Source organism: Brassicibacter mesophilus, assembly GCF_050433385.1.
Lineage (GTDB): Bacteria > Bacillota > Clostridia > Tissierellales > Proteiniboraceae > Brassicibacter > Brassicibacter mesophilus.
In genome coordinates this window covers 88854-105912 of record NZ_JBNPXI010000016.1, presented here as the reverse complement: position 1 = coordinate 105912, position 17059 = coordinate 88854, and the positions used below count along the sequence as shown (strand labels likewise).

Genomic DNA, 17059 nt, shown 5'->3' with positions numbered 1-17059 from the left:
AATATATCCAGTAATAGTTTATAAGAAGCATATTTTTTTCTAAAAATAAATTGGTAAATTTATCTTGATGTAATTCTACTAGCACATCAGGTTAACTTATAACAAATGTTATTCTAACAATACTGTAAGATATAATGGTAAACTTGAAAGGGAAATCAATACTATGATTTCTCTTGTTTTTTTATAATATATTTAGCAAAAGATAATAAATGGAGGTATTGATATGGCTGTACTAGAAACTAAAGGATTATCTAAAATATATGGTGGCAAAGGCAAAGGAATATCAGTAAAGGCTTTAGATGATTTTAACATGACTATAAATGAAGGAGAGTTTGTTGGCGTCATGGGGCCTTCTGGTAGTGGTAAAACTACTCTTTTAAATATACTAGCAACTATAGACTCACCGTCTTCTGGAGAAGTGCTTATAAGCGGACAGAACCCTCATAGATTAAGTCAAGACAAGCTAGCGCTATTTAGAAGAAATAGTTTAGGTTTTATATTCCAAGATTTTAATCTTCTAGACACACTTTCTGTAAAAGAAAATATAATACTGCCTTTAGTATTAGATGGAGTTAAAAATGTAGATATAGAAAAAAAGGTTAATGAGATGTCCTCAATACTAAATATTCAAGATATTTTAGATAAGAGAACCTACGAGATTTCAGGTGGACAACAACAGAGAACAGCTTGTGCTAGAGCACTTATTAATAGTCCATCTATAATATTAGCTGATGAGCCTACTGGTAACTTAGATTCAAAAGCATCTTATGACCTGATGGAGTCATTAGAAAAAATAAATAAAGAAAGAAAAGCTACTATAGTTATGGTAACTCATGATGCTTTCGCAGCAAGCTTTTGTCATAGAATAATAATGATAAAAGATGGTAAGTTTTTCTTGGAAATAAATAAAAGCTCAAACAGACAAATATTCTTTAAGAAAATACTGGATTCTCTGTCTCTTCTTGGAGGTGGCTATAATGAGAATATCTAATATGGCTGCCAAAAATATAAAAGGCAACCTATACAGATATATAATGTACTATTTAAGCAACGTATTTGCAGTAGGAGTATTTTTTATTTTTGCTAACTTTGTTTTTCATCCCGCATTAAATAGTGGATCGATTTCACCTAGTCAAGGAGCTAATGAAGGTGTTGCTAATGGTATTGTAGCTTGCCAGGTTATAATAGTTATATTTTCAGTATTATTTGTAAGCTATTCAACTTCTATATTCCTTAAGTCAAGAGGAAAAGAGTTTGGCTTGCTTTCTTTATTTGGAATGACTAAAGGTCAGATAAAAAAATATGTATTAATAGAAGCAACTATAATATCTATATTATCAATAGGCACAGGGATACTGACTGGAACTATTTTTTCAAAATTATTCTTCATGGCAATGGAAGCATTTATGGATATAAAATTACCATTTAATCTATCTTTGAAGGCTTTAGGACTTACTACAGGAGTATTTCTTGCATTATTTGAAGTCATTAACATAATCATGCTTTTCCAGATAAGAAACAAACAAATAATTCAACAGCTAAAAACAGACAAGACGCCTAAAGTAGTACCAAAATTTTCTATAGCTAAATCGATTTTAGGCGTGGGTTTAGTTGTAAGTGGATATGTTATAGCATGGCTTGTAAGTGGTGCATATGTCGTCCTAGCTATGATACCAGTTATATTAATAGTTGTAGCAGGGACATATTTTATATTTACTCAATTTAGCATAGCAGTGGCTAATATGGTCAGAAAAAATAAAAGAATTTTTTATAGCAAAACAAATATGGTAGCTTTTTCACAGATGATATTTAAGCTTCAGGATACAGCTAAAGTATTATTTTTGGCAGCTATACTAGGAGCAATAACTTTTTCTGCTACAGAAACTATATATTCCTTCTTCACTGAGATACCAATTATTTCAGGAATAGATACTCCACAAGATATGGTATTGATTCAGAAAGGAGAAACATTAGACGATACTGAAAGTATAGCTCAAGTAAGAGAAATTCTTCAAAAACATAACTTGAAAATATCTGAATTTTCTATAGTAAAAAATGTAAATGTTTTGAATGAAACCAAAAAAAATTCAGAGGGTAATAGTACCGAAATTTTAACTATGTCTAATTCTGATTACAATAAATTGGCTAAATCCATAGGCAAAAATCAAATCACAGTTAAACAAAATGAAGTAGTTTATAATTTTCCATACGAAATAATGGACTTTAATGGAAATATAGAAAATACTAAGAAATTTCCATTTGAAGCTGTAAAGTTAAATTTAAATGGAGAAATAAAAGAATTTAAGGTAAGAGAAGAAGTACATGGTGGTGTCATGGCATTATATAAAGTAGGATATTTCGATGTGCTCATAATGAATGACAGTGATTTTCTAAATTTGTTAAATAAGGCTAAAGACAATGATATAGTAATATATAACGGAGTAAATATTAATAAATGGCAAAAAGCTTTTAATGCTTCTTTAGAAATACAAGATATGTTAGGTAGTAAGTATGAAGGTAGTTATTATTCTAAAGCAATTCCATTTAAAGAAATTAGAAGAAGCTTTGGGATGACATTGTTTATAGGATTCTTTATCGCGTTCCTCTTCTTCATAGCATCAGGAAGCATTATATACTTTAAGCTATTTAACGAAATAAAACAAGATGGTGTTGAATATAATATTCTTAAGAAAATAGGAGTAACTAAAAAAGAAATAAATAAAATGATAACAAAGCAAATAGCTATAATATTTTTCTTACCTTTTGTTGTCAGTACAATACATTCATTATTTGCATTAAAATCTCTTTCCAATTTACTAATGAAAAATCTATTTGCTAATGGTATTGTAGTTATGATGGGATATTTTGTTTTCCAAGCAATATACTTCTTGATAATAAGAAGGATTTATATAAATAGGATAAAGTGCTTGACTATTGATTAGCAATTTAAAGGGAGAAGTTTACTACTTCTCCCTTTTCCCATTTTAACTAATGCTTACTATCTATAGGTTATCTTTTTTATATTTAAATGATGTAGACTATTTAGACTATTTTAAATCCAATTAAATATAGTGAAAATTCAAAAATACACATGTATTTTTGATTAATTAATAGTATAATGGTTATATTTAAATAAGAAGATGAATGCTAATTTAAGGAAAGGAAGAAGACTATGGAATATAATATTTCTGAGGGAAAAAATAAAATAATTATAAAAGATGTAAGAGATTTTGAGCCAAAGCATATTTTTGATTGCGGTCAGTGCTTTAGATGGAATGAAGAGCCAGATGGAAGCTATACAGGTGTGGCGCATAATAGAGTAATTAACGTTAATAAGACAGGAAACGATGTTATACTTTCTAATACCAATATGGAGGATTTCAATAATATCTGGTATGACTATTTCAATCTCGGTACAGATTATGGACAGATAAAAAAAGAGCTATCAAGTGATCCTATATTAAAAAAGGCTATAAAATTTGGGGAAGGTATAAGAATATTAAGTCAAGATGAGTGGGAAATATTAATATCATTCATTATATCCGCTAACAACAGGATACCGATGATAAAAAGGGCTATAGAGTTGCTAAGCGAGAGATATGGTAATTATATTGGTGAATATAATGGCAAAAAATACTATAGCTTCCCAACTGCGGATAAACTAGATAATCTTACAATAGAGGAAGTTGAAAACTGCAAGACTGGATTTAGGGCTAAATACATAGTTAGTGCAGCTACAATAATATCAAGCAAAGAGACAGACATATATAGATTTGTAAATTTATCTACTGATGATGCTAGAAAAGAGTTAATGACATTTGCAGGAGTTGGACCTAAGGTGTCTGATTGCATCATGCTGTTTTCTATGGGCAAATACGATGCTTTTCCTATCGATGTATGGGTGAAAAGAGTTATGGAATATTTTTATCTCAAAGAGGATTCAAAGCTTAATTACATTCAGCAATATGGACAAAATAAGTTTGGTAAATACGCAGGCTTTGCTCAGCAATATTTGTTTTATTATGCCAGAGAGCTTGGCATTGGTAAAAAGTAAAGGATATAACTAAAAAAGAACAACAAAATCTCATAAGCATTCTCTTATCTTTTTTGGTTATATTCTAACATATATGTCAGCGGACATTATAGATTAAGGGGGAGTGATGGTGTTAGGAACAGTAGTAAATGTTATAACAATTATTACAGGAAGCTTAGTAGGAGTATTCTTAAAAAATAGATTTAAGGAAAATTACAGAAATACTATTATGAATGGCCTTGGTATGATAGTAATAATTATTGGCCTAATGAGTGCTCTTAAAACTGAAGATATATTGTTAGTAATAATGAGTGTTGTAATAGGAAGCATAATTGGAGAATGGATTAGAATTGAGGATAGGCTCGAAAATCTAGGTAACATGCTTGAAAGAAAAGCCGGGCAAGGTTCATCTAATTTTTCAAAGGGATTTGTTACAGCTTCTTTAATATACTGTGTAGGAGCTATGGCTATAGTTGGCTCATTGGAAAGTGGACTTACAGGAAATCATCAAACACTTTTTGCAAAATCAATCATTGATGGTGTTTCTTCCATTATATTCTCATCTACATTGGGTATAGGGGTTGCATTTTCCGCTGTATCTGTGTTCGTTTATCAAGGCATTATAACCTTATCAGCATCATTTGCTAAAGAATTTCTTATAGAGTCAGTTATTAGAGAAATGGCGGCTGTTGGAGGAATACTGATTATAGGAATAGGTATTAACATATTAGAAATAAAAAGAATTAAAATAGGAAATATGCTTCCAGCTATCTTTATACCTTTATTATATTTTATTATAAGCAGCGTAGTATACAAGCTTATTTAGTGACATTTTTAGAAAAATAATGTATAAAGTAATAAAAAAATTAATATTAGAAATAAAATAGAGAAAAACAGATATATTAAATGAAAATTCATAATATATCAGGATAACAATCGTTATTCGTTTTAAAACCATGATTATGAATGAAAATGATAGTTGATTCCATATAAACCATTAGATAACATATATGTTGTAAGAATTAGCACTCGGCAATGAAGAGTGCTAACAAAATAGAAAAATATTAAAATTATAATAAATAAGGAGGGTAAAATATGAACATTAAACCATTAGGAGACAGAGTAGTTATTAAAAAGGTTGAAGTTGAAGAGAAAACTAAGAGCGGTATAGTACTTCCAGGCTCTGCAAAAGAGCAACCACAAATAGCTGAAGTTGTAGCTGTTGGTGCTGGTATTACAGAAGATGAAAAGAAGAAAGATGAAATAAAAGTTGGCGATAAAGTTATATTCTCTAAATATTCAGGAACAGAAGTAAAAATGGATGGAGAAGAATATACTATTGTAAAATTAGCAGATTTATTAGCAGTAGTAGAATAATTCTTATTTAAAATAGAATTTTGAAACTAAAATCATTAATATCAAAGGAGTGTGAATATAATGGCTAAGGAAGTTAGATTCGGTGAAGAAGCTCGTCGTGCAATGGAGAGAGGTATAAATAAATTAGCTGATACAGTTAAAGTTACTTTAGGACCAAAAGGAAGAAATGTTGTTTTAGATAAGAAATTTGGTTCGCCACTTATCACAAATGATGGTGTTACTATAGCTCGTGAAATAGAGTTAAAAGATGCATATGAAAACATGGGGGCACAATTAGTTAAAGAAGTTGCAACTAAAACAAATGACGTAGCTGGTGATGGAACTACAACTGCTACTTTATTAGCTCAAGCTATTATAAGAGAAGGACTTAAAAACGTTGCTGCAGGTGCTAACCCAATGATTCTTAAAAAGGGTATACATAAAGCAGTTGATGCTGCAGTAGAAGAAATTAAGTCATTTTCAAAATCAATTGAAAGCAAAGAAGCTATAGCTCAAGTTGCTTCAATATCAGCTGCTGATGAAGAAATAGGAAGCTTGATTGCAGAAGCTATGGATAAAGTAGGTAAAGATGGAGTTATAACTGTTGAAGAATCAAGATCAATGGGAACAACACTTGATGTAGTTGAAGGTATGCAGTTTGACAGAGGATATCTATCACCCTACATGGTAACAGATGCTGAAAAAATGGAAGCAGTATTAGAAAACCCTTATATATTAATTACTGACAAAAAGATAACTAATATTCAAGAAATATTACCAATATTAGAGCAAATAGTTCAGCAAGGAAAGCAACTAATAATAATTGCTGAAGATGTTGAAGGAGAAGCACTAGCTACATTAGTAGTTAACAAATTAAGAGGAACATTTACATGTGTTGCTGTTAAAGCTCCTGGATTTGGTGATAGAAGAAAAGAAATGTTAAGAGATATCGCGATCTTAACTGGAGGAGAAGTAATATCAGAAGAATTAGGATATGACTTAAAAGAAGCTACAATAGATATGTTAGGTAGAGCACAAACTGTAAAAGTTGACAAAGAAAACACTACTATAGTAAATGGTGCTGGAAACCAAGCAGATATCAAAGATAGAATTAAACAACTTAAAGCGCAAATAGAAGAAACTACTTCTGAATTTGACAAAGAAAAATTACAAGAAAGATTAGCTAAATTATCAGGTGGAGTTGCAGTAATCCAAGTTGGTGCAGCAACTGAAACTGAATTAAAAGAAAGAAAATTAAGAATTGAAGATGCGCTAGCCGCTACAAGAGCTGCTGTTGAAGAAGGTATAGTACCTGGTGGTGGAACAGCTTTAATCAATGCAATTCCAGCTGTTGAAAAACTATTAAGTACTGTTTCAGGAGACGAAAAAACAGGTATAAACATAATTTTAAGAGCATTAGAAGAGCCAGTTAGACAAATTGCTGCTAACGCAGGATTAGAAGGCTCTGTTATAGTAGAACATGTGAAAACTAAAGAGATAGGTATTGGATTTGATGCACTAAACGAAAAATATGTAAGCATGATAGAAGCTGGTATAGTAGATCCAACTAAAGTAACAAGATCTGCACTTCAAAATGCTGCATCAGTATCTGCTATGGTATTAACTACTGAAGGTGTAGTAGCAGATGAAGAAGAAGAGCAAGATATGCCACCAATGGGTGGAGGAATGCCAGGCGGAATGCCAATGATGTAAGAACTTCTAAAATAGAAAACATGTATTTTTAGAAGTTTGATAATTAAATAAGTATACAGAATTAACTGTTTGCAAACCAAAAGCCGATAAGAAATGGTTTTAGATATTTCTTATCGGCTTTATGTTTTTGTAAGAGATGAGAATAGTAGTATGAATAGTCACAAACACGTTTTGAAGCATTATCACAACAAACTATTAAACTGTTCGTAAAAATAGACAAAACTAAAGAAATGTTGTAGACATGAGTGTTTTTTATCTTGGTATATAGCTTCTCTCTAAACATGAATCTTTTATCTAGAAAATGCATGATCAAGTCAATAAAAGCTATAGAAATAAAAAATGACAATAATTTAAACAATGGATTCATAATGGTAGACCCTTACAAAGATTATTTCATTTTTTAGCAAACATAAAAGGTCTTGTTTTTATATCGTAAGTAAGCTTTGAATTTGAATTCTCTTCTTTCCAATATTCAATTAAAATCCATTTCTTGTTATTTATATCTATGTCAAAATCCTCTTCTATTTCTGCCCCATCTTCTGATAGAGCGTGAATAGTATGGCTTCCGTCTGCCAAATTATAATAGAAATATAACCAGTTATGCTGGTCTTCAACTTTAAAACTATTATCTATTATCTTTTTTCCATCTATGGCTACTTCTATTTCTACATTTCTATTCGAAAAACTTTGGTTTGAAATTATTATAATTAGGTTTGATACTCCCTCTTTTTCCTTTAAAGACTTATACCTATTATTAGATATAATTTTTCCTATATTGGTTTCAGTGTTAAGAAGTATTATTTTGTGACCTGCATAAGATAACATCATTAAGCATAAAAGTAGTGCTGAGGATAATATTATTATATTTAGTTTTAGCTTTTTCTTTTTCATATATTGTCTACTTCTTTCTTATGTAATCATGACATCGAATGCATTATATTACATATAACTTGTGAATTTTCAATATTGCTAATATTGAACAATCTACTTATCGAGAAAAGAATATTACAGTAATCTTGTAAAAAATTACTATAACCACTAATTTTTATTATAACATAAATTAGAAAAATATGTATAAAGATAAATTACTTTTAGCATAGTGTAAAAACAGTCAATTTTGATATATATCAAAAACCTCCTTGTTAGGAGGTTTTTTGATTATACACTTCGATTGTGCTTTTTATTTCTTTTTCTGTTACCAGCTTTATTCTATTCCATCCTCTTTTATCTATTGCATCATGTATAGAGTATTGAACACTTTGTGAAGACAGTTGGCACTTGGATAATATATCTCTAAGCTGCGAACATGAAGACTCTGTTATTGTATTACTATAGGAAAATGAAATATACTTTTCAGAATATATGAGGTCGTTTAATAAGTCTTTTTCGGTTAAGCTTTTATCTATGTACATAGATAAACCTCTCCTTTTTTTAATATATCCTAGGAATGAAGATAGGATAGTATTGATTGATAGTTTTCTTTGTGTTTTTGACTAGCATTATAGCATATATTTTTTAGTTCACTGTCATATATTTTTTCCCCATAATTCAAGCACTTTTTGTAAAGAAGAAATTCTTGATTTAAATGATCTTCAAGCATATGAAGTGTTTTGCAATCTATATCCACAATATGACCTCCAATCAATGATAGAAATAAAGCTTGTTATATATTATTATTCCGCTGTTACCTAAATATATAGCATGAAAAATATGAAATAGGAGACAATAAAATAGTTTAAATGATAAATTGTGTAAAATAATATGGGAAATAAGATTGTGAGGAGAAACATCTATAATTACAGCCTTAAGGTGAGCAATATGGAACAGAGAGATTATAACTTTATTATTATTAAGAAATATTCACATATTATCAAGAAGTATAAGCTTGACAAGCATATAAACTTTTGTTAAGTTATAAAGAAAAATATATACTGTATGCTCATATATATCCTAGAATATGGCTAGGAAGTCTCTACCAGGCAACCGTAAATTGTTTGACTATGAGTGGAATATATAATATCTTGAATCTTTTTAGATTCTGGTATTTATTGTGTTTTTCAATACACAATTCCACTCGAGGGATTGTGTATTTTTTATTATTTGTAATTGTACGAAGAATTTAGATTCTTAATTATAAATATGTGGGAGGTTAATATAATGGAAAAATTCTTGCAAGAAGGGCTGACCTTTGATGATGTGCTATTAGTGCCTGCAAAATCAGAGGTATTGCCAAAAGATGTTAGAGTAAATACACATCTAACAAAGAAAATAAAGTTAAACATTCCTCTAATGAGTGCAGGAATGGATACAGTAACAGATTCAAAGATGGCTATTGCAATAGCTAGAGAGGGCGGTATAGGTATAATACACAAAAACATGTCTATTGAACAGCAAGCTTTAGAAGTAGACAAGGTAAAAAGATCGGAGCACGGTGTTATAACGGACCCGTTTTATTTATCTCCAGATCATATAGTATCAGATGCTCTAGAGCTTATGGAAAGATATCGCATATCAGGTGTTCCAATTACGGATAATAATAAAAAGCTTGTAGGAATTATTACAAATAGAGACATAAGATTTGAAACTGACCCATCTAAAAAGATTGATGAAGTTATGACAAAGAAAAACTTAGTTACAGCTAAAGAAGGCATATCAATGGATGAAGCTCAGGAAATAATGAAGGCTCATAAGATAGAAAAGCTCCCATTAATTGATGATGAAGGTATATTGATTGGTCTTATTACTATAAAGGATATAGAAAAATCAATTCAGTTTCCGAATTCTGCTAAAGATAAAAGCGGAAGACTATTAGCTGGAGCAGCCGTAGGAATTACAGGTGATGTATTAGATAGAGTAAAAGCACTTGTAAACTCTAAAGTTGATGTTATAGTTGTAGATACTGCTCATGGACACTCAAAAGGTGTTATAGAAGCAGTTAAAAAGATAAAAACAGAATTTCCAGATGTTCAGTTAATTGCGGGTAATGTTGCCACTGCAGAAGCTACAGAAGATTTAATAAATGCAGGGGTAGACGCTGTTAAAGTTGGTATTGGACCTGGTTCCATATGTACAACAAGAGTTGTAGCTGGTGTTGGAGTACCTCAAATAACAGCTATATATAACTGTGCTGAGGCAGCAAAGAAGCATGGCATACCTGTAATAGGTGACGGAGGTATAAAATACTCTGGAGATATAGTAAAAGCTATAGCAGCAGGTGCAGATGTTGTAATGATGGGGTCAATGTTTGCAGGGACAGAAGAAAGTCCTGGAGAAATGGAATTATACGAGGGAAGAAGATTTAAGGTGTATAGAGGAATGGGTTCACTTGGAGCAATGGCAGCAGGTAGTAAAGACAGATACTTCCAAGAAGATAATAAGAAGTTTGTTCCTGAAGGAGTAGAAGGAAGAGTTGCATATAGGGGACCATTAAAGGATATAGTTTATCAACTAGTTGGTGGACTTAAAGCTGGTATGGGATACTGTGGAGCAGCTACAATACAAGATCTTAAAGAAAAAGGACAGTTTACAAGAATAACTAATGCAGGCCTAATAGAAAGTCATCCACATGATATACACATAACTAAAGAGGCTCCAAACTATAGTAGGAAGTAGTATTAAAATATGGGAGTACAGATATAAAAGAACGTTCATGCGATGAGATTTTTTGCTTCTTTCCTCTAGTTTTCTTATCAGAATCGCATAAGCACTTTCTTATCTTTTATATTCATGCTCCGATATCGATTTGTGTTCTAGACTTAATAAAAAAATGGAGGTAAAAGATGAATAATATGATTCTAATAATGGATTTCGGAGGGCAGTATAGTCAGCTTATTGCTAGAAGAGTAAGAGAGGCTAATATATACTGTGAAATTGTCCCATATAATTGCTCAATTGATAAGATTAAAGAAAAATCACCAAAAGGTATAATTTTTTCTGGTGGCCCTGCTAGTGTATATGCTGAAAGCTCACCTAAATGTGATGAAGAAGTATTTAAACTAGGAATACCTGTTTTAGGAATATGCTATGGTGGACAGCTTATGGCGCAGGTATTCGGAGGAAAAGTAAACAGAGCACAAGCGAGAGAATACGGAAAAATAGAGCTTAATATAAAAGATAGAGAAGGAATATTTAATGATATAAATGAAAGTATCATTTGCTGGATGAGCCACACAGATTTTATTGAAGTTCCTCCTGCAGGCTTTGAAATAACTGCACAAACAGATACTTGTCCTGTAGCCGCAATGAAAAGTAACGAAAAGAAGTTATATGCTGTTCAATTTCATCCAGAAGTTGAGCATACTGAAAGAGGTAAGGATATCATAAATAATTTCTTATACAAGGTTTGTGAAATAACTCCTGATTGGAATATGGGAGACTTCGTTAATGAATCTATTGCTCAGCTTAAGGATCAAATAGGAGATAAGAAAGCTATCTGCGCTCTATCAGGTGGAGTTGATTCATCTGTTGCTGCGGTATTAATACACAAAGCTATAGGCAAAAACTTGACATGTGTTTTCGTTGATCATGGTCTTTTAAGAAAAGATGAAGGGGATCAGGTTGAAGAAGTGTTTAGAAACAGATTTGACATGAACTTGATTAGAGTAAATGCTCAAGAGAGATTTTTAGGTAAGCTTAAAGGTGTAACAGACCCTGAAACAAAGAGAAAGATTATTGGAGAAGAATTTATAAGAGTATTTGAAGAAGAGAAAGCAAAGCTTGGTCAAATCGATTATTTGGTACAAGGAACTATATACCCTGATGTAATAGAAAGTGGAACAGACAAGGCTTCAGTTATCAAAAGTCACCACAATGTAGGCGGACTTCCGGAGGATGTAGATTTTGAATTAATTGAGCCATTGAGACAATTGTTTAAGGATGAGGTTAGGAAAGTTGGGAATGAATTAGGGATACCTGATGACATAGTAAATAGACAACCATTCCCAGGCCCAGGACTTGCTATTAGAGTATTAGGGGAAATAACAGAAGAGAAGCTTCATATAGTAAGAGAAGCAGACTGGATATTTAGAGAGGAAATAAAGATTGCAGGATTAGAAGGAAAGATATGGCAATATTTTGCTGCTCTACCAAACATAAAGAGTGTTGGAGTAATGGGAGATGAAAGAACTTATACACATACAATAGCACTTAGAGCAGTAACATCGTCAGATGGCATGACTTCAGACTGGGCCAGAGTACCATATGAAGTACTTGATAAGGTTTCAAGAAGAATTGTAAATGAAGTTGATGGAGTAAATAGAATAGTTTATGATATAACATCAAAACCACCAGCAACTATTGAGTGGGAGTAGAAAACAGGAAACCTGAAAACATATGTATATCTGTTTTCAGGTTCGTTTTTGCTTAGTAGTTCTATCCTTGGCAAACAATCTAAAAATAGAATTGTAAAGGGAATTGAATTTCTCAATTTTCACCTGATTTACAGGGTAAAGTAGACCGAACGAAAACGAATTATATAAGGCAATAATTCACTAAAAGGGGAGATAGAATGCCATATTCAGTAGATAGAGAAGATTTAAACTTTATGCTTTTATCATGCAAGGACATAAAGGATTGTAAGGATGAAGTTCTTAGAATTATTCCAGAGCTTATTATTTGTACTGACTGTGAACAAAATATGCCTGCTCATATTTACAATGTATTTGATCACATATTAGAAACAGTAAACAAGGTAGACTGTAATTTAATTTTGAAAATAACAGCGCTTTTACATGATATAGGAAAACCTTATAGAAAAACTGTTATTGATAGCATTGATAGTTTTAAGGGGCATGAGGAAGCAAGTGTAATAATTGCAAACCTAATTTTAACAAGACTTGGATATGAAAAAGACTTCATAAATAAAATTTGTACACTTATTAAATATCATGACTACGATATTATTTCCACAGTGGAAGGAGTTAAAGACGCTATTAACCTGATAGGAGATGAGCTTATGCCATATCTTTTCTGTTTTCAAAAAGCAGACTTATTAGCTCATTCACAACAACGATACAAGCCACGATTACCTAAATTAAATGAAGCAAAAGAGATATATGACTCAATGTGTCAAAGGGACTTTTGAATGTAGCAATTTCAAAAATCATAGAAAATATAGGAGATTGATTCAAATAAGATTAAAAAAATTAAATGTGAATCAGAAAAACTTCAAATCTTATAAGATTTGAAGTTTTTTCTAATTATATTTATAATAAGGCTTAAGTAAATTTTACATAGATAATCAAATATTGACAAGAAAGGGTTTGTTTATATAAAATATAACACATAGCGGCATAGCACATAGTGATATATCACTATCACAAAAATAAAAAAAGGAGAATTGAACATGAAAACATTATTTAAAAAGGGTACGGCAGTATTTATGATCTTGGCAATGCTTTTAGCAATGGGAGCAACAGCATTTGCAGCAGAAGGTAAAACGGTAGAAGTTAAAGGTTATAGAGGAAATTGGGAATCTTTATCTGAAGAAGAAATAGCTAAATTACCTGCACATTTTTCAGTTTCTAATGTAGTAGACACATTTGATGTAAAAAAAATTGATGAAAGCATTGATGAGGGACTTATAGTAGAACCTTCTTCAAAGATTACTTTATTAGCTGAAGGAGGAGTTATCTTTGATGTATACAAATTGACAAAAAAAGATGAGACTACATACGAATTTAACTATGGAGAAGAGCTTCCAGGATCAGGACAAGTAGAAATTTCTGTACCTGATGAATCAGGTGCTGTAGATGAATATGGATATGCAAAATATGTAGATAAAACCGTTGATATGTCAGAACTTAAAAATTACACTGTTGATTTTCCACATTATCTACCTGGATGTAGTGTAACTTTAACTGAACCAGGTGATTATTACGTAGTTTTTAGATTTGAAGCACAAGAAGGATCTGCTCAAGCTTTTATTAAAGTTAAGGATACGAATTCGCAGCCAACAGAAACAACTGAAATAACAGAAGCAACAGAACCAACTGAACCAACTGAACCAACTGAACCAACTGAACCAACTGAACCAACTGAACCAACTGAAACAACTGAAATAACAGAAGCAACAGAACCTGCTACTGTAACAGCAGCACCAATGGCATCAAAGGTAATGGTTAATGGTGTTGAAAAATCATTTGATGCTTACAACATTAATGGAAATAACTATTTTAAACTAAGAGACTTAGCAACGGTAGTAAATGGATCTGAAAAACAGTTTGAAGTAGAATGGGACAACGAAAAGAAAGCAATTAACTTAATCTCAAACAAAGCTTACACAGCAGTAGGTGGAGAGATGAGCGAAGGTGATGGAGAAGCAAAAAATGGAGTATTAAATACTGCTAAAATATATAAAGATGGTGTAGAAGTACAACTAACAGCATATAATATCGATGGAAATAATTATTTCAAGCTAAGAGATATAGCAAAGGCTTTCAATATAGGTGTAACTTGGGATAATGCAACAAAGACAGTAGGTATTGACACTACAACTGGATATGTAGAAGAGTAACTATTGTATTTTGTTTTCTTGATTTAATATTAATCAAATGGTGTCAGAGGCTTTGACACCATTTTTATTTTTTGTATAAATTACATAGTTTTGTATAATAGTAAACTATATTTTGGGGTATAGGTAAAATAAATGAATATACTAGGTTAGTGTAGATCTATTATCAAATGTTCTAAGAATATTATTGATCCATATGATTATTAGATTACATGAGGGGAGAGATTATTATTAAAGCTTTATTTACGTATAATTACGGTACAGAAAATATGGGAAAAATAAAAGCACTAGGATATGAAATAATAATGAAGGATGAAAGAGAATTATACTTTACTGAAGAACTGAAAGACATAGATATATTACTATGCTACAATCCATTTAATACTTTAAACATATCTAAGTTCACAAGCCTTAAATGGATACAGTTAACCAGCATAGGAATAGATCAAGTTCCACTAGAGGTTGTAAAAGAAAGAGATATAATATTAACGAACAATAAAGGAGGATACAGCATACCTATAGGGGAGTGGATTGTTTTAAAAATACTAGAAATGTTTAAGAATAGCAAAGCATTTTATCAAAAACAAGAACAAAAAAAGTGGAAGATAGATACTTCCTTATTAGAGATTTATGGAAAAACAGTTGGATTTATTGGTACTGGAACTATAGCAGTAGAAGCAGCAAAGAGACTCAAGGGCTTTGGTGTAAATATATTAGGTGTAAATACTAAGGGAACAGACGTTGAGTACTTTAATAAATGCTATAACATAGACAGTCTAAAAGATATGGTAAAGCTTTGTGATGTAATAATAGTATCTATCCCATATACTGACCAAACACATCATTTAATTAATAAAGAACTATTTTTGGAGATGAAAGATGGAGTTTATATAGTAAACATAGCAAGGGGGAGTATAATAGATGAAAAATCAATGATTGAGAGCCTTAAAGATGGTAAAGTAGGGGGTGCAGCATTAGATGTATTCGAGAAAGAACCAATGGATGAAGCTAATCCTCTGTGGGATATGGAAAATGTAATAATTACACCACATAACTCATGGGTATCTGAGATGAGAAATGAAAGACGATTTGATATGATTTATGAAAATCTTAAAAGATATATATCAGGTGAAGGTTTAATGAATATAGTAAACCTTGAGAAAGGATATTAAGATAATTGTGAAGCTAGACGAATTTTCAAGCTATATTAAATATACGATTAAGTGAGTAATTGACTGGTTATATACAGTTTGATGACTCACTTATATTTTTGCAAGAAGTAATGTCTTATGAATATCAGTATAAATCAAATATTTATACATTAAGATATTAAGAAAATAGAAGGAAATGTTTAGGGTATATAGAATTAAGAAGTTTATTACCATAAATTTTATAGTTAATAAATGAACAAGACATATGTTGCAAAATAATAAAGCATTATTAGAGGGGGCAAAAAATGAAAACAAATATATATTTTGTGCGTCATGCTGAACCTGACATTTCAATCAAAGATGATTTAATACGTCCTTTATCAAAAAAAGGAGCAGCAGATACTAAGAAAATTACAAATGTGTTAATGAATAGAAATATTAATGCAATTTATTCGAGTCCATACAAAAGATCTTTTGATACTATAAAAGATTTTGCAGACAATAGCAAATTAGAAATCATAATTAACGAAGATTTTCGTGAACGTAAGGTTGGAGAATGGGTAGAGGATTTTAAAGACTTTTCATCAAGACAGTGGGAGAACTTTGACTTTAAGATTCAAAATGGAGAATCATTAAGAGAAGTACAAAAACGTAATATATCTGCACTTTGTGAGGTTATAAATAATAACCTAGGAAAGAATGTTGTCATAGGAACTCATGGGACTGCGTTAAGTACAATTATAAACTATTATAATCCTAATTTTGGGTATGGTGATTTCTGGAATATTGTTGATAAAATGCCATATATGCTTCTTTTTAAATTTAATAATTTGGATTTTCAATGTGTGGAGGAGGTTGAAATATTATAATGAACAGTAAGAGATATCTCATATCTTCATCGATTATTGGAATATCAATAATTTTAGGTTTTACAATACTAGGAACTTTTATTTATTTAGGGGAAGATAGGAATTTTTCTGAAACTCAGCTTAAAACTGAAGAATTAACTAATGAAAATCACAATATTCTTTCTTTTGAAGAAGCCGCTGTTTACTTAAAAATATCTGATGAAAAGTTAAAAAGTATTATAGTTATTCAAAAAAGCATACCCAATATAAACGTAGATTATGGACTACCATACTTTAAAGTTGATGATGAATATTATTTTTTAAAGTCTCAATTAGACTTGTGGTTAGCTAAAATAGCTGAACAGCAAATTAATTATGATACTGAAAAGTACTCAATATCATATTAAGTATTAATAGGTGAATTCTATGAAAAGATTACTATCACTAT

At 30.9% G+C, this 17059-nt stretch carries 16 protein-coding genes and 1 riboswitch; of the genes, 13 read left to right on the top strand and 3 right to left on the bottom strand.

Features of this window, described 5'->3' with window-relative positions:
• Positions 1-223 precede the first annotated feature (223 nt).
• The 6 genes from HNR33_RS15825 (at position 224) to groL (ending at position 7102) form a co-directional block, all read left to right on the top strand.
• A complete protein-coding gene (locus tag HNR33_RS15825) occupies positions 224-991 on the top strand; it encodes an ABC transporter ATP-binding protein (protein ID WP_429085083.1) in 768 nt (255 codons plus the stop codon).
• Positions 978-2942 carry an ABC transporter permease gene (locus HNR33_RS15820; protein ID WP_429085081.1) on the top strand — a complete coding sequence of 655 codons (1965 nt, stop codon included), beginning with the start codon at positions 978-980 and terminating at the stop codon, positions 2940-2942. Before HNR33_RS15825 ends, HNR33_RS15820 begins: the two co-directional genes overlap by 14 nt.
• A 230-nt stretch (positions 2943-3172) precedes the next feature.
• The gene (locus HNR33_RS15815) at positions 3173-4054 is read left to right on the top strand and encodes a DNA-3-methyladenine glycosylase family protein (protein ID WP_429085079.1); all 882 of its coding nucleotides are present in this window, start codon (positions 3173-3175) and stop codon (positions 4052-4054) included.
• 106 nt (positions 4055-4160) lie between these two features.
• Positions 4161-4859 (top strand): DUF554 domain-containing protein, encoded by a 699-nt coding sequence (locus tag HNR33_RS15810; RefSeq protein WP_429085077.1) that lies wholly within the window; start codon positions 4161-4163, stop codon positions 4857-4859.
• Between the two features lie 269 nt (positions 4860-5128).
• Positions 5129-5410 (top strand): co-chaperone GroES, encoded by a 282-nt coding sequence (locus tag HNR33_RS15805; RefSeq protein WP_429085075.1) that lies wholly within the window; start codon positions 5129-5131, stop codon positions 5408-5410.
• A gap of 60 nt (positions 5411-5470) precedes the next feature.
• On the top strand, positions 5471-7102 hold the full coding sequence (groL, locus tag HNR33_RS15800; RefSeq protein ID WP_429085073.1) for a chaperonin GroEL: 1632 nt from the start codon (positions 5471-5473) through the stop codon (positions 7100-7102).
• A 393-nt stretch (positions 7103-7495) separates the two neighbouring features.
• Here the strand turns inward: groL and HNR33_RS15795 are convergent, their stop codons facing one another.
• The 3 genes from HNR33_RS15795 to HNR33_RS15785 form a co-directional block, all read right to left on the bottom strand.
• The gene (locus HNR33_RS15795) at positions 7496-7993 is read right to left on the bottom strand and encodes a hypothetical protein (RefSeq protein ID WP_429085071.1); all 498 of its coding nucleotides are present in this window, start codon (positions 7991-7993) and stop codon (positions 7496-7498) included.
• Between the two features lie 251 nt (positions 7994-8244).
• On the bottom strand, positions 8245-8514 hold the full coding sequence (locus HNR33_RS15790) for a spore coat protein (protein WP_429085069.1): 270 nt from the start codon (positions 8512-8514) through the stop codon (positions 8245-8247).
• 29 nt (positions 8515-8543) lie between these two features.
• On the bottom strand, positions 8544-8729 hold the full coding sequence (locus HNR33_RS15785) for a hypothetical protein (protein ID WP_429085067.1): 186 nt from the start codon (positions 8727-8729) through the stop codon (positions 8544-8546).
• A gap of 292 nt (positions 8730-9021) precedes the next feature.
• Positions 9022-9123: riboswitch (purine riboswitch) on the top strand.
• Positions 9124-9259: 136 nt separating this feature from the next.
• On the opposite strand from HNR33_RS15785, the gene guaB reads away from it, so the two are divergent.
• The 7 genes from guaB to HNR33_RS15750 all read left to right on the top strand — a co-directional run bounded on the left by guaB (position 9260) and on the right by HNR33_RS15750 (position 17018).
• Complete coding sequence (gene guaB, locus HNR33_RS15780) at positions 9260-10714, top strand: IMP dehydrogenase (protein ID WP_429085065.1); 1455 nt, start codon at positions 9260-9262, stop codon at positions 10712-10714.
• 167 nt (positions 10715-10881) lie between these two features.
• Positions 10882-12411 (top strand): glutamine-hydrolyzing GMP synthase, encoded by a 1530-nt coding sequence (gene guaA, locus HNR33_RS15775; RefSeq protein WP_488167843.1) that lies wholly within the window; start codon positions 10882-10884, stop codon positions 12409-12411.
• Between the two features lie 197 nt (positions 12412-12608).
• Positions 12609-13184, top strand: coding sequence for an HD domain-containing protein (locus HNR33_RS15770; protein WP_429085063.1), 576 nt, complete (start codon positions 12609-12611; stop codon positions 13182-13184).
• A 261-nt stretch (positions 13185-13445) separates the two neighbouring features.
• Positions 13446-14615, top strand: coding sequence for a stalk domain-containing protein (locus HNR33_RS15765; protein ID WP_429085062.1), 1170 nt, complete (start codon positions 13446-13448; stop codon positions 14613-14615).
• 266 nt (positions 14616-14881) lie between these two features.
• The gene (locus HNR33_RS15760) at positions 14882-15784 is read left to right on the top strand and encodes a phosphoglycerate dehydrogenase (RefSeq protein ID WP_429085060.1); all 903 of its coding nucleotides are present in this window, start codon (positions 14882-14884) and stop codon (positions 15782-15784) included.
• A 284-nt stretch (positions 15785-16068) separates the two neighbouring features.
• Positions 16069-16632, top strand: coding sequence for a histidine phosphatase family protein (locus HNR33_RS15755; protein WP_429085058.1), 564 nt, complete (start codon positions 16069-16071; stop codon positions 16630-16632).
• On the top strand, positions 16632-17018 hold the full coding sequence (locus HNR33_RS15750; protein WP_429085056.1) for a hypothetical protein: 387 nt from the start codon (positions 16632-16634) through the stop codon (positions 17016-17018). The genes HNR33_RS15755 and HNR33_RS15750 overlap by 1 nt, the downstream gene beginning before the upstream one ends.
• Positions 17019-17059 lie beyond the last annotated feature (41 nt).